Consider the following 12,208-nt stretch of genomic DNA (forward strand, 5'->3'; position numbering starts at 1 on the left):
TCCGTTTATCAAATAAATATCATCTACAGGTACTTCTCAAAGATTCAGCCAGATCACCGCCAACACTGCGATAATCAGCAAAAACCACCGGGCATAAGAATCGGGTTTATCATCATTTCGTTCCCTTGCCCGGGTAACACGATGGCTTGCCTCATACTCTGCAATCAACTGCCGGGCCGGATAGAGATCGTCATCTTCTACGTGAACATTGCTGAAACCTGCTGCGCCAATCTCACCCATAGCACCCTGCAGGTAATGACCACCTACATAAGCTTCAATGTCGTTGGCATTCAGCAATCCGGCCACAATATGCGCTTCAGTGATGTCTCTGGCCCGATAGGCTATTTGCATCACCCTTCTCCTTTTGTGAGATTAAGGAGCCTCTGACAGACGCCTTGAGGAGCAAAAATCGCGAAAATCTGCGATGCTTTGTACACAGAGCTTAGTGCCCCAGCATTAACAGAGCCAACTTTCAGGATACGGACAGCTTATGTTCTGGATTATCGCCGTCGTTATTTTATTAATCGTCGCATTGACGTTGTTTCTGTTTCGCATTGAAGATTTGTCTTATCTGGACGATGACAAGTACGCCGCGAGCGAGGCGAGCCCCAGCGCAGAAAATGACAAGGTTCTGGACCGCATTCGGGAAATGGGCAGGGCTGGCAAAGGCCTTCACGGCAAAGCGCGACTGATAGCATTGCGTAAGCATATGGACAGCCTGAGTGATGGCCTGACGTTCGAGTCCGAATTCCGCCAGTGCAATAACCCGAACGGCGAATGGGTCATTGCCCCGGGTGTCGACACCCGGCGGCGAATTCTCTACATCCACGGTGGCGCCTGGGCCGCGGGCAGTCCCCGCAGCCATCGATCCATTACAGACCGCCTGTCTCACATTGCCAATGCCGCTGTCTTCGCCGTCGATTATCGCCTTATGCCAGAGTACCGTTTCATGGATGGTGTACGTGATTGTCGCAAAGCCTACACCTGGTTGACGGAAAACGGCCCGGAGGGGCCGGGGGAAGCCACATTTATTCTGGTGGCAGGAGATTCCGCCGGTGGCAGCCATACCCTTGGACTGCTGGCATGGATTCGAGAAAGCGGCCTGCGCCAGGCAGATGGCGCCATAGCGTTTTCTCCCTCCACCGACCTAACCCTGAGTGCGCCGAGCAACCGCGGTAATATCGCAACAGACCCAATGCTGGGGCCAATGCTTGGCGGCCTGTCGAAAATTCCCCGGCCGGTTCTCTGGTGGGCCACGCTCGCTGCATTTCGCACTTCGCCCACCAGTCCGGTCGCATCACCACTGCTAGGCAATCTTGCCAATTTGCCGCCCATACTGATTCAGGCCAGTGACACAGAGATGCTTCTGGATAACGCCAGGCGATACACAGCGAAAGCAAAAGCTCAGGGTTCGAAGGTGGAGCTACACACCTGGCCAGGCATGGTTCATGTCTGGCAGATTTTCACGCCGGTACTACCGGAGGCCGAAGAAGCTTTCGCCGATATAAAAGAATTCATCAGGGACATCGAATCCACCAAGCAGGAACCCGACACAGCTCAAATCTGAACTTTGCCGCGCAGGGCTTTGGTTTTGCCTTTTTGCGTCTTGCGGTCAACCCTTTTGCGGCGGGCAGATTTTGAAGGGCGGGTGGCTCGGCGCGCCTTCTGTACCTTGACCGCCTCGTGTATCAATTCCTTGAGGCGTTCAAGAGCATCCTCTTTGTTCAGCTCTAACGTACGGAAAGACTGAGCCTTGATGACTATCACGCCTTCCTTGCTTATACGCTGATCCTGCAGCGCCATCAGGCGCTCTTTATAAAACGGCGGCAGCGCAGAATTCAGCACATCGAAACGCAGATGCACCGCCGAGGCTACTTTATTGACGTTCTGGCCACCGGCGCCCTGTGCCCGGATCTGGGTAATTTCTATTTCCCAGTCGGCGATTTCAACAGCATTTGATATTTTCAGCATTCGCTAATGTTATCAAATCCCGGAAACCGTAACCTGACTTCCCGGGAATTCGGTAATAAAGTGGAATTAAAGAACAGTAGCTCAGGAAAAAGCATGATTCAGGCTTTCAGGTACGTCATCATTCTGGCTTTCACCTCCCTTGTTCTGGGTGGCTGCGCCAGCAATCAGCAATTGCAGCCCGGAAGTGCCGCTCTGCAATACTCCCCTGCAGAGTCCGCACCGGGTTCTGTGAAAGCTGAAAAACTATGGCAAGCCTTTGAACGTTATCAAGGCACACCTTACCAGTACGGCGGCACAACAAGCCGCGGCTTCGACTGTTCAGGGTTCATCACAACAGCGTACAGTGAAAGCCTGGGACAACAACTGCCGCGCACAACCTCACAAATGCTGAAGCACGGAGATGTAGTGCATCGGAACAGCGTTGAGCCCGGTGATATCGTATTCTTTCGAATAGCGGGGAAAGACCAACACGCTGGTATTTATATGGGTGACAACCTCTTTATTCACGCGTCGACGTCTTCCGGCGTCATTATGTCGGAACTTGACGGATACTACTGGAGAGATCGCTTTTCCGGCGCCCGGCGGTTCGACTGACGCTAGAGGCTTCCATTAAGAGCCAGTTGAAGGGCGATCGCCGCCATCATCATACCGATTACACCGTCAATAATACGCCAGGCCAGCGGACGTGACAGAACAGGTGCCAACGCCGAACCACTCCACGCCAGTAAACCGAACCAGAGAACTGACGCACTGCTGGCGCCCGCGACAAAGGTCGTTGCGTTCTCCTGCTGAGCGCCCACCGCCGGAATAAGCAGCAGGGTATCCAGATACACATGGGGGTTCAGTAAGGTGACTGCCAGCGTGGTAAACAGAACGCCCTTCAAGCTGCGGCGTGTTACTTCAGCGGTTTCAAGTGCCGCACGGCCGCGACTGGCCCGCACAAATGCCTGGAGTGCGAGCCACCCAAGGAATACCACCCCCAGCCACCGTAGAATTTCCAATGCCTGCGGCATGGCCATCAGCGCCGCGCTTACCCCGAACATGCCAAGCGAGAAAAGGGCAATATCCGCAGCCATACACAAACCGGCCGCCCACCAATGATGTTCACGCCGAATGGCCTGGCTAAGCACATAGGCATTCTGCGCTCCAATGGCAACAATGATGCCGCCACCTACAATTAATCCCGTCAAATAACTTTCAACCACGGCCCTTCACTCCATTTTGATGCGGAAAGAATAGCCGCTGGAAGCTATACTTGAAATTCATATTGATAATGATGCATCAGTTTTACTTATGATCGATTATAAATTACTGGAAGCCCTCGCTACGGTTATAGAGACCGGTGGCTTTGAACGGGCTGGCATTGTGCTGGGTCTGAGCCAATCCGCCATTTCACAGCGCATTCGAACCCTGGAAGTACGCATCGGACAACCGGTTCTGATTCGCGGCCCGGTTACCAGAGCCACACCGGCTGGGCAGCAGCTATTGAACCACGTTCAGCAGGTTCAACTGCTTGAGCGGGACCTGGCAAAATCACTGCCGACCCTTTCCGAGCCTGCTGCGCGGTTGCGCATCGCCCTCAATGCCGACAGCCTGGCAACCTGGTGGGCAAGTGCTGTGGGTGAATTCTGCCGGGAAGAATCTTTGTTGCTGGACATGGTAGTCGAAGACCAGGACATAGCTCTACGCAGGATGCGCGAAGGTGATGTCGCCGCCTGCCTGTGCAGCAATCCGCAACCAGTAGCAGGGGCCCGCTGCGTGCCGCTTGGCACCATGACCTACCTGCCCTTGGCGACGCCTGCATACCAGGCCAGGTATTTCAGCCAGGGCTTTGATGAACAGAGCTTGCAGACAGCACCGGTGATTGTATTCGGGCCAAATGATCAGTTGCAGCACCGGTTTTTGGCTCAAAGTGGCTACCACGGCGCATTCCCCTATCATCTATGCCCTTCTTCTGAAGGCTTTGTAAAATTGGCACTGGCCGGCATGGGTTACGGCATGATTCCGGAGAGTCAGGCTAAGCGTGAGCTCGAGGCGGGGCAACTGGTCAGCATTGCTCCGGGCCAATCTCTTGAAGTCGAGCTGTACTGGCATTTCTGGCGCCACAGCGGAAGGGTTATGGAGCGGCTGACGACCGCATTGAAAGCAGCGCACCCTTAATCATTCGGTCGAATCCTAATCCCAAACCATTGAGGATACCGAAGCAGAAAATACAGCGCGATCATGTCATAAACACCGTGCCAAACCATAACCAGAAGAATGCTGTCGGTAATCACATAGGTCAGCCCGAACACCAGCCCAAGGCATGTCGCGATCACAAAGTAAGTAAAGGATGCGTAGTGCACCAGGCCAAAAAGAACTGATGCAGCCAATACAGCGGTAGTGGCATTCGTGTGCACATTGAGCCAGCCCTGCAACGCACCCCGAAACAGTAATTCTTCGCCTACACCGGCAAAGACTGAGAGCAAAAAAAGCACCCTCCAGGAATACCCGGATGCAAACCTGTGCAAACCGCGCATTTGGCGGTCAAGGTTGTCGGGCAACAGGCGTGGAATTTGCGTGAGCAGAAGCAGAGCACCGTAGGTGCACAGAGCGCCCAGCACACCAAAAGCACACTGAATAACAGACTGTCTCCGGAGAAACCCACTGGAATGTCTGCAAAGAGGATTGCCAAAAGCCCGATGACCCCGATTCCACCCTGAAATGCCAGGGCGGTAACCGGAGAAATTTTCGACTTCGGCTGTTTATTCAGAGCCATTTATTGCTCAAAAAGCCCTTTTACAGCAAACAGGTCATCGTACTTGGGCGCCTGTTTTTGCGCTTTAGCCTGGAAGGTTTTCATCATGTCGGTAGGGCGGAACATGCCAGCCTGCCAGGTTGCCATGTACTTGAGGCTGTCGGCTACGGTGTGATCACGGCTGTAATTCAGCATCTCTTTACAACCAGTGACCGCAAGCGGCGAATTGGCCGCAATCTGAGCGGCTATGTCCATAACACCGGTAATCAACGCTTCCTGATCTGCATAAAGAGCATTTACAAACCCCAGATCCTTTGCTTCCTGAGCAGAAAACTTACGACCGGTATAGGCCAGCTCTCGCACAACGCCTTCCGGCATCAACTTGGGCAAACGCTGAAGAGTTCCAACGTCGGCTGTCATACCAAGTTCGGTTTCCTTGATCGTGAAGTATGCGTCTTCCGTGCAGTAACGGCTGTCCGCTGCACACACCAAATCCAGAGCCCCGCCGATGCAGCCTCCGTGGATGGCCGTCAATACTGGTAGGCGAACGTTCTCCAGGGAAGTCAGCGTATCCTGTAGCTGGAGTACAACCCGTCTCAGGTTTTCCGCCATACGACCAGGATCACCGCTCATGGGAACAGCCTTGGAGTCAGTAAAAACCCCAAGATCCATTCCCGCCGAAAAATGCTTACCCGTAGATGACACAACAATAACCCGGGCATCGGTTTTCGATTCGATTTCCTGCATGCATCTGGGCAGTTCAAGCCAGAATGCTTTCGTCATGGTATTCATCGCTTCCGGGCGACTGAACTGCACATGGGCAATCTTGTTTTCGACGGTGATAGAAAAACTTTCGTAATTGGATAGCTCAGACAAGACAAAACTCCTTTATCAATTTATAAAAACTCTGAAATGCTGAGGCAAACATACCTCATGTTGCTGAAAATGTCGGGTTTATGCCTACAAGAAAGTTCTTTGCTTTTCAGCAACCAACAGGTACAGTTCACTCCGTTGGAAAGATTTAGCAAAGCACTTCATCAATAAGACGCATTTCAGTAGTTGTACGTCCTGTTTTTGATCACGCCCGTTTTTTGTTTCCGCATACCGCTGACCAGCCATCCAAACGATGAACTGGCGGCACTTTAAATGATTGAATTCAGGATTATATTATGTCTACTGTTACCGGTACTGTTAAGTTCTTCAACGAAGCAAAAGGTTTTGGCTTTATCACTCGTGAAGGCGGCCCCGACGTATTTGTTCACTACAGCGCTATTCAGGGCGGCGGTTTCAAGACTCTGGCTGAAGGCCAGCAAGTCGATTTCACCGTGACTCAGGGCCAGAAAGGTCCTCAGGCTGAGAACGTTGTTGCTGTTTAATTAACAGACAACGCTAAAAAAAGGCAGCTCCGGCTGCCTTTTTTGTTGCCCTCGTTTTATTGCTCCGGGGCTCCCCCACACTCTACTCTATTTCGACCTCCAGCCTTACCACGGTATAACGCCCTGTCTGCGCGACCTATAACAGAACCGCGGTCGTCATTTTCATACATTTCACTCACACCAACGCTGGTCGTTACATCAATTGGCTCACCTGTAACCATCTTCCAATCGTGACTGCGAAGTGCAACCCTGATCCTTTCGGCGCTTGCCAACGCACTTTCAAGCCTGGTATCCGGAAGAATAACCAGAAATTCCTCCCCACCCCAACGCGCAACTATATCCTGAGTTCGCAGCTGAGCCGGAATTAGCTGCCCGATCTCTGCCAGTATTTTGTCACCCATTTCATGGCCATAACGATCGTTAATTGGTTTGAAATGGTCGACATCAAGCAGCATAAAGGTCACAGGGCGCCCCACCCTCCGAAAGCGTGCGATTTCATTATCGGCCAGATCACTTCCGTGGCGACGATTAAACAGGCCTGTCAGCGAATCGACCGTAGCCAGCTTACGAAGCTTACGTTGCGCAGAAACCACCATGCTCATGTAAAAGAAAGACAGGTAAGCAAACATCGCGAATACGACGCTTAGATTAAACAGGTGAACGCCCAGCAAGGCTTCAGGTGAGATTGGCTGAACCGGCTCGATAAACCACATGAGAATATCAAGCGCTATGTAGTAGCCCCAAAGACCAATTAATAACGAATAAATCGTGCTGCGCCGCACGGAGCTAATGCACAGCGCCGGAATGAACATCAGCAAATAATAATGAAAGCCACTGCCCCACCCGAGCATTATCGTACCAAGTGCCGAGTGAACAATAACTTCCAGCCAGATCAACGCGATAGCCAGACGGTTCTGCCTGCGCTCAAGGGCGTAATAAGCGGCAGCGTACATAGCGACACTGCCAACATTTATCCAGGCAAGAATGGGCGACCCGAGAAAATGAAACATGAAGAAGAAAGAGATATCGACAGCCGCTGCAATCTGGCACGCACGGCGGGCAACCTGCCAGAATTTCAGCCCCCGTTCACGCCGCGATGCAGGGTTAACAGTACTATTATCGTTATTCATATACTGCAAATTTCCCTGCAACAGAGCAGCCTGTTCTATCTGAATTTCGCCATTGAGCGCCCGGGCAAAAACACCGGGAAGCGAACCTGCTTACTATAGGTATATTTGCGCATGACTGTAGCACAAAAGCGAAACTCTGAATCCTTTTTCAGCAGGCTTGTGGTCACTTCCCACTCAAACAGCCGAAACATCCGTTGACTCCCCGCTTGACGCAAAATAAGATACATTGCATATGAATCTTATAGAAACCCAAAAGAGATATTTCTGATGACACAGTTATTTAAAGAAGTAGCCAGCCCCAAAAACGCTGACAAAGCAGAACAGGGAAAACCTGAAGATGGGATCGGTGCGCAAGCCGCCGGAGGGTCCGACAGCACCGAAAAAGAAACTGTAAAGAAAGGTAAACACGGAGACTCAGGCGTCTGCTGCGGGGGTTGTTCTTAAAAGCAAACCAAGTCAATAACATTGGCAGTGACGCCCTGAGGGCGTCACTGGCCACTCAAACCAGAGAACATCAGTGGTCCATGTGGTGCCCGGAATGGTCCATTTCGGGCTTTTTCATGTCACTGTCCAGCGACTCTACGGTGAGCTCTACTTCAATCGCGTCTGCGCCTTCAAACTCCAGCGTCACGGGAATATTTTCGCCCTCCTTCAGCGGTTTCGGCAGTTTTTCCAGCATCAAATGGTAACTGTGCGGCTTGAGCTCTACCGCTTTACCAGCCGGAATTACCAGCCCACTTTTCAACGGCTGCATACGCATAACACCGTCTCTCATTTGCGTTTCATGGATTGAAACATGGCCCGCTCTGGGCGTACTCGCGCTGACCAGTGTGATATCCCTGTCGCCGTGATTTTCGATCACCATATAACCGACACCCATAGGCGTCCCTGGCGGAGTCGGCCGACTCCAGGGATGATCAATAGCAATGTTTCCATGAGAGTACTCATGGGCCATCGCAACATTGGCAAAGACCGATACGATCAATGCGCTAGTGGCAAACAGCAATGTTATTAGTTTTTTCATGATATCTCGCGTCGCTACTGTTGAACGGTTGAACATTTGTATCAGTTTCTGAAGCTACAGTGCCGACAGTGTTGCGCTCAGACCGGTTCAGCGCAAGTGACGGACTGCGTCGAATAGTCGCAGCCTTCAGAGCAGCCGGAACTCGACGCTGCCAGTCTCAGGCTTTTTTTACAAACTCGGATTTAAGCTTCATGGCGCCAATACCATCAATCTTGCAATCAATGTCATGGTCGCCGTCTACCAGACGAATACTCTTGACCTTGGTGCCAACTTTTACAACCGAGCTTGAACCCTTGACCTTCAGATCCTTGATGACAGTAACGGCGTCGCCGTCCTGAAGCTCGTTACCGTTGGCATCGCGAACGACCTTTCCCGCATCGGCTTCAGCCGCCTCTGCTGCTGTCCATTCATGGCCACACTCGGGGCAAACTAACTGAACGCCATCTTCATAGGTATATTCAGAAGCACACTGGGGACATGGTGGGAGTTGTGACATTTCAGTTTCCTGTTCGTTGAATTGAAACAGGATTATACCACCAACGTCGTGGTGAGAAGCTTGCAAGAACTCTGGCGATGCCGACAATTACAATCAGGTATCTACTACCAGGCTCACAACAACAAAAGGTAAACTCTCAACAAACTGAACCAACGAAGGAGCCATTCATGCCAATCTGGGTCGATGCCGACGCCTGCCCCGTGCCCATCAAGGAAATTCTCTGCCGTGCTGCCACGCGCTGGCAAATACAGACTACCTTCATAGCAAACCATGTCATCAAGCTGCCGCCCGGCCCTCATATCAAGGCCAGACAGGTTATGCAGGGTTTCGATGTGGCGGACAACGAGATCATGGATCAGCTTAGTGCCGGAGATCTCGTAATTACCCAGGATATCCCGTTAGCGGCCGAAGCTATTGAGAAAGGTGCCGATGTTTTTAACCCGAGGGGTCAGGCCTTCACGAAGGAAAATATTCGCCAGCGCCTAGCTATGAGGAACTTTATGGAAGAGATGCGTAACGCTGGACAGGTTACTGGCGGCCAGGCTCCATTCAACCAGACCGACAAAAAAGAATTTGCTGACAAGCTGGACCGGTGGCTACAGCGCAACCGCAAGCCCGACAATAACTAAGGTAACAAAAAGACCGGCGCCCGCCGCAATCTTCAGCCCTTCCATCATTTCCTGTTCTGCCGTCATGGCTGTATCTCCCTGGCCTAATGGTGTAAACAGATCGTATGAAAAACATCTGCCTTGATTCAGCAACTGCACAATTATATTAATGATAGTGATTATCATTTGCAATACAAAGAGAGGCTCATATGCAAACTGCCCGATCCTTAGTAACACTCATCGGCTTGTTTCTTTCGGGGCTACCCCTCATCGCCTCGAGCCAGACCTATACCGGCGAAGATACTCGCTTCATTCTGAAAACCGTCGCCGAGGATCTCGAGCACCCCTGGAGCCTGGCCTTTCTTCCCGATGGTTCCATGCTCGTTACAGAGCGGGCTGGCAGGCTACGCGTCATCCAGGATGGAAAGTTGTTGCCGCAAGCCGTTCAAGGGCTTCCTAAACCTGCTGTATCAGGCCAGGGCGGGCTTTTCGATATAGTTCTGCATCCGGAGTTTTCAGAAAACCGGACACTGTTCCTCAGCTACGCACACAACTCCGGCGACGGAATGACTACTCGGGTAGCGCGTGCAATCTATGACGACGGAAGGCTGAAAGACGTGAAGATCATCTTCGAAGCGCTCCCGCGTTCCGGTGGTTCCCGCCACTTCGGGGGCCGAATGGCTTTCGACGCACCTGGCTACCTTTATATTTCCGTTGGGGACCGCGGCGACAAGGATCGGGCTCAGGACACTGAAGACGACGCAGGCGGGGTCCACCGTGTCACCATTAATGGCGAACCGGCACCTGGCAATCCGGGGCTTAATAACTCGGCCATTAATAGCACCCTGTTTACCTGGGGAAACCGGAACATTCAGGGCATGAGCGTTCATCCCGAAACCGGTGAGATCTGGACTCATGAACACGGCCCGCGAGGCGGCGACGAGGTCAACATCTTAAAAGCCGGCACCAACTATGGATGGCCGGAGATAACATACGGTATTGGTTACTCCGGCATTCCAATCAGCTTGCGAACCGAAGAAGAAGGTATGGCACAACCCCTGCACTACTGGGACCCGTCTATTGCACCTTCAGGCATGGCGTTTTACCGCGGCTCTGAGTTTCCTGAATGGCAAGGCAGTTGGTTCGTTGGGGCGTTAAAATTGCGGAAACTGGTTCGGCTTGAAGTGACAAACGGAGAAGTAACCACGGAAGAAGACTTACTCACCGATCTTGAAGAACGCATTCGAGATGTCAGGACAGGCCCGGACGGAAGCCTATGGCTGCTAACGGACTCCTCGCGGGGCAAAGTCTACCGAATAGTGCCGGTTCAGTGAGGATCGCCAGTACGCTCGGTTTTTTCGTACTGGGGTAAGGTATCGGTAATCTCATACCAATCCGATTTCGAACCGGTGTAGACATGCTGCGCCGGCCCCTTTCCCAGAGGCTCGTTGATCACGCCAACACGCAGCCGGAGAATGCCGGGAATTGCGTCAACGCGACTGTACAACTGGCTTCCGCAACGACTGCAGAAGGCTCGGTATTTCCCCGGGCGCGATTCGTATTCCGTCAGCTTGTCTTCTCCGGATAAAAACCGGAAACGCACTTTCTGCACCGGGGAGCTCGCAGAGAACGCACTGCCGTGAGCGCGGCGACACTGGCTGCAATGGCAAAGAGAAAGCGGGCCCAGCGGGCCCTCATATTCAAAAGTAATATCACCACACAGACACTGACCGGTATACATAGACTTCCTGTTGATCATTTCCCGGGAGCTTTAAAGCTATTCGATAGCCAACCATGATACCTGCCATGGCGCCGGCGAAACAGCGCGAACGACCTTTGTTTTAGCCATATTGCGCGTTCAGATAATCCAGTATGCAGGCAGACTCGAACAACCCCTCCCCGGTATTCGGATCCTCAAGATAAGGCACCTGAACCCTGCCGTGCGCCTTGAAGAAAGCATCGCGCTTTCCGCCAGGTGCCGGCGCGTATGGCCCTGGCTTGATGCGCTGCTTCGCTGGGCCGATTTCGGTCCAGTGCTCCTTACCCAGGTTATGCAGAGTGTAAGGGATCTCCAGCTCACAAAGCCTCTCTCGCACCAGCCGGGAGAAAGGGCTGCCTTCAAAACTCCACAAGTGCAGCGGCTGCTCCGGCTGTTTTCCCGAAGCGGCTCTTAGACCTCTCATGCCGCTGGCTACAGAAGCAAATGAACCCAGAACCGGCTGCCAAACACGCTCGCGGTAGTACCCAGGCACAGGTCGACCTGCATACTGGAGGAACAGGTACTTGATGATAGCTTCCGACTCGTACATCACCGTCTGCGTATTCTGGTCGACCAGCATAGGAAATTGTTGCTTGCCCCCTGCGGCCTCTGCCTGTCTACGGAATATGTGGCCACCTTTCGGGCAAGGCCGGATCTCAACATCAAGATTAAGCGCGGTCAGAGCTTCGCGCACCCGACGGCAGTAGGGGCAGCCTTCCATGTCGTAAAGCACGAGAGGCTGCTCCGGCTGTGGCACTTCGCTTACCACCAGGCATCCACGCCACGCTGTAAACGATGAGGTTGCGACGGAGCCCAGTACGTTCGCGTGGTGAGCGAGTTTATTAAACATAATCAAATCCTCAATTGGTAACCCGACCATTATCATTAAATAACAAGGCTTTCCATTGGCTTACGATTGCGGGAACGACCGACAAGAGCGCATCAGCCGGTATCTTCTTGACGCCTGCATCTCCGCTTCCACCACACTGACTTACACTCGGTCACAAAAACCCATTATAAACAAGCAGGCTACTGGCATTTTTTAACGTCATGTAGAGGTTTTCTGCATAGTACAACAAGCAAAGATGAGCTATTGTTAATTTTAGG

17 protein-coding genes are annotated in these 12,208 nt (G+C 52.4%); 7 read left to right on the forward strand and 10 right to left on the reverse strand.

Annotated elements, in window-relative coordinates; all coding sequences use genetic code 11:
* Positions 1–36 precede the first annotated feature (36 nt).
* The gene (locus Q4501_RS02610; RefSeq protein ID WP_303593918.1) at positions 37–351 is read right to left on the reverse strand and encodes a DUF2007 domain-containing protein; all 315 of its coding nucleotides are present in this window, start codon (positions 349–351) and stop codon (positions 37–39) included.
* A 139-nt stretch (positions 352–490) separates the two neighbouring features.
* Between Q4501_RS02610 and Q4501_RS02615 the strand changes: the two genes are divergently transcribed.
* Positions 491–1,567: an alpha/beta hydrolase gene (locus Q4501_RS02615; RefSeq protein WP_303593919.1), complete on the forward strand. Its 1,077-nt coding sequence runs from the start codon at positions 491–493 to the stop codon at positions 1,565–1,567.
* Here Q4501_RS02615 and arfB read toward each other — a convergent pair.
* Positions 1,558–1,971: an alternative ribosome rescue aminoacyl-tRNA hydrolase ArfB gene (arfB, locus tag Q4501_RS02620; protein WP_303593920.1), complete on the reverse strand. Its 414-nt coding sequence runs from the start codon at positions 1,969–1,971 to the stop codon at positions 1,558–1,560. The genes Q4501_RS02615 and arfB overlap by 10 nt on opposite strands.
* A 93-nt stretch (positions 1,972–2,064) precedes the next feature.
* Here arfB and Q4501_RS02625 point away from each other — a divergent pair, with 93 nt between their 5' ends.
* A complete protein-coding gene (locus Q4501_RS02625) occupies positions 2,065–2,565 on the forward strand; it encodes a C40 family peptidase (RefSeq protein ID WP_303593922.1) in 501 nt (166 codons plus the stop codon).
* Between the two features lie 2 nt (positions 2,566–2,567).
* On the opposite strand, the gene Q4501_RS02630 is transcribed toward Q4501_RS02625, so the two are convergent.
* A complete protein-coding gene (locus Q4501_RS02630) occupies positions 2,568–3,176 on the reverse strand; it encodes a LysE/ArgO family amino acid transporter (RefSeq protein WP_303593924.1) in 609 nt (202 codons plus the stop codon).
* Positions 3,177–3,264: 88 nt separating this feature from the next.
* Between Q4501_RS02630 and Q4501_RS02635 the strand changes: the two genes are divergently transcribed.
* Positions 3,265–4,131, forward strand: a complete 867-nt coding sequence (locus Q4501_RS02635) for a LysR family transcriptional regulator ArgP (RefSeq protein WP_303593926.1) — start codon at positions 3,265–3,267, stop codon at positions 4,129–4,131.
* On the opposite strand, the gene Q4501_RS02640 is transcribed toward Q4501_RS02635, so the two are convergent.
* Complete coding sequence (locus Q4501_RS02640; protein WP_303593927.1) at positions 4,128–4,574, reverse strand: CPBP family intramembrane glutamic endopeptidase; 447 nt, start codon at positions 4,572–4,574, stop codon at positions 4,128–4,130. The genes Q4501_RS02635 and Q4501_RS02640 overlap by 4 nt on opposite strands.
* Positions 4,575–4,729: 155 nt before the next feature.
* Positions 4,730–5,584 (reverse strand): crotonase/enoyl-CoA hydratase family protein, encoded by an 855-nt coding sequence (locus Q4501_RS02645; RefSeq protein ID WP_303593928.1) that lies wholly within the window; start codon positions 5,582–5,584, stop codon positions 4,730–4,732.
* Positions 5,585–5,877: 293 nt separating this feature from the next.
* Between Q4501_RS02645 and Q4501_RS02650 the strand changes: the two genes are divergently transcribed.
* Entirely contained in the window at positions 5,878–6,084 is a 207-nt protein-coding gene (locus tag Q4501_RS02650) for a cold-shock protein (RefSeq protein ID WP_071266268.1), read from the forward strand.
* A 56-nt stretch (positions 6,085–6,140) separates the two neighbouring features.
* Here the strand turns inward: Q4501_RS02650 and Q4501_RS02655 are convergent, their stop codons facing one another.
* Positions 6,141–7,214: a GGDEF domain-containing protein gene (locus tag Q4501_RS02655; RefSeq protein ID WP_303593934.1), complete on the reverse strand. Its 1,074-nt coding sequence runs from the start codon at positions 7,212–7,214 to the stop codon at positions 6,141–6,143.
* Positions 7,215–7,481: 267 nt separating this feature from the next.
* Here Q4501_RS02655 and Q4501_RS18485 point away from each other — a divergent pair, with 267 nt between their 5' ends.
* The gene (locus Q4501_RS18485) at positions 7,482–7,658 is read left to right on the forward strand and encodes a CCGSCS motif protein (RefSeq protein ID WP_368497018.1); all 177 of its coding nucleotides are present in this window, start codon (positions 7,482–7,484) and stop codon (positions 7,656–7,658) included.
* A 70-nt stretch (positions 7,659–7,728) separates the two neighbouring features.
* Here Q4501_RS18485 and Q4501_RS02660 read toward each other — a convergent pair whose 3' ends face one another.
* Positions 7,729–8,238, reverse strand: a complete 510-nt coding sequence (locus Q4501_RS02660) for a copper chaperone PCu(A)C (protein WP_303593936.1) — start codon at positions 8,236–8,238, stop codon at positions 7,729–7,731.
* Between the two features lie 157 nt (positions 8,239–8,395).
* A complete protein-coding gene (locus tag Q4501_RS02665; protein WP_303593938.1) occupies positions 8,396–8,734 on the reverse strand; it encodes a zinc ribbon domain-containing protein YjdM in 339 nt (112 codons plus the stop codon).
* Positions 8,735–8,901: 167 nt separating this feature from the next.
* Between Q4501_RS02665 and Q4501_RS02670 the strand changes: the two genes are divergently transcribed.
* Positions 8,902–9,363: a YaiI/YqxD family protein gene (locus Q4501_RS02670; protein WP_303593940.1), complete on the forward strand. Its 462-nt coding sequence runs from the start codon at positions 8,902–8,904 to the stop codon at positions 9,361–9,363.
* Positions 9,364–9,551: 188 nt separating this feature from the next.
* Positions 9,552–10,676, forward strand: coding sequence for a PQQ-dependent sugar dehydrogenase (locus Q4501_RS02675; RefSeq protein ID WP_303593942.1), 1,125 nt, complete (start codon positions 9,552–9,554; stop codon positions 10,674–10,676).
* On the opposite strand, the gene Q4501_RS02680 is transcribed toward Q4501_RS02675, so the two are convergent.
* On the reverse strand, positions 10,670–11,083 hold the full coding sequence (locus Q4501_RS02680) for a GFA family protein (RefSeq protein ID WP_303593943.1): 414 nt from the start codon (positions 11,081–11,083) through the stop codon (positions 10,670–10,672). The genes Q4501_RS02675 and Q4501_RS02680 overlap by 7 nt on opposite strands.
* Before the next feature lie 100 nt (positions 11,084–11,183).
* Positions 11,184–11,951, reverse strand: coding sequence for a glutathione S-transferase N-terminal domain-containing protein (locus tag Q4501_RS02685; protein WP_303593944.1), 768 nt, complete (start codon positions 11,949–11,951; stop codon positions 11,184–11,186).
* Between the last annotated feature and the right edge of the window lie 257 nt (positions 11,952–12,208).

The sequence above is a fragment of the Marinobacter sp. 2_MG-2023 genome, from assembly GCF_030546935.1.
Lineage (GTDB): Bacteria > Pseudomonadota > Gammaproteobacteria > Pseudomonadales > Oleiphilaceae > Marinobacter.

Excerpts from the sequence above, each read along its gene's own strand:
- Q4501_RS02610 (WP_303593918.1), bottom strand. The coding sequence starts at position 351 with ATGCAAATAGCCTATCGGGCCAGAGACATCACTGAAGCGCATATTGTG.
- Q4501_RS02615 (WP_303593919.1), top strand. The coding sequence starts at position 491 with ATGTTCTGGATTATCGCCGTCGTTATTTTATTAATCGTCGCATTGACG.
- arfB (WP_303593920.1), bottom strand. The coding sequence starts at position 1,971 with ATGCTGAAAATATCAAATGCTGTTGAAATCGCCGACTGGGAAATAGAA.
- Q4501_RS02625 (WP_303593922.1), top strand. The coding sequence starts at position 2,065 with ATGATTCAGGCTTTCAGGTACGTCATCATTCTGGCTTTCACCTCCCTT.
- Q4501_RS02635 (WP_303593926.1), top strand. The coding sequence starts at position 3,265 with ATGATCGATTATAAATTACTGGAAGCCCTCGCTACGGTTATAGAGACC.
- Q4501_RS02650 (WP_071266268.1), top strand. The coding sequence starts at position 5,878 with ATGTCTACTGTTACCGGTACTGTTAAGTTCTTCAACGAAGCAAAAGGT.
- Q4501_RS02655 (WP_303593934.1), bottom strand. The coding sequence starts at position 7,214 with ATGAATAACGATAATAGTACTGTTAACCCTGCATCGCGGCGTGAACGG.
- Q4501_RS18485 (WP_368497018.1), top strand. The coding sequence starts at position 7,482 with ATGACACAGTTATTTAAAGAAGTAGCCAGCCCCAAAAACGCTGACAAA.
- Q4501_RS02660 (WP_303593936.1), bottom strand. The coding sequence starts at position 8,238 with ATGAAAAAACTAATAACATTGCTGTTTGCCACTAGCGCATTGATCGTA.
- Q4501_RS02665 (WP_303593938.1), bottom strand. The coding sequence starts at position 8,734 with ATGTCACAACTCCCACCATGTCCCCAGTGTGCTTCTGAATATACCTAT.
- Q4501_RS02670 (WP_303593940.1), top strand. The coding sequence starts at position 8,902 with ATGCCAATCTGGGTCGATGCCGACGCCTGCCCCGTGCCCATCAAGGAA.
- Q4501_RS02675 (WP_303593942.1), top strand. The coding sequence starts at position 9,552 with ATGCAAACTGCCCGATCCTTAGTAACACTCATCGGCTTGTTTCTTTCG.
- Q4501_RS02680 (WP_303593943.1), bottom strand. The coding sequence starts at position 11,083 with ATGTATACCGGTCAGTGTCTGTGTGGTGATATTACTTTTGAATATGAG.
- Q4501_RS02685 (WP_303593944.1), bottom strand. The coding sequence starts at position 11,951 with ATGTTTAATAAACTCGCTCACCACGCGAACGTACTGGGCTCCGTCGCA.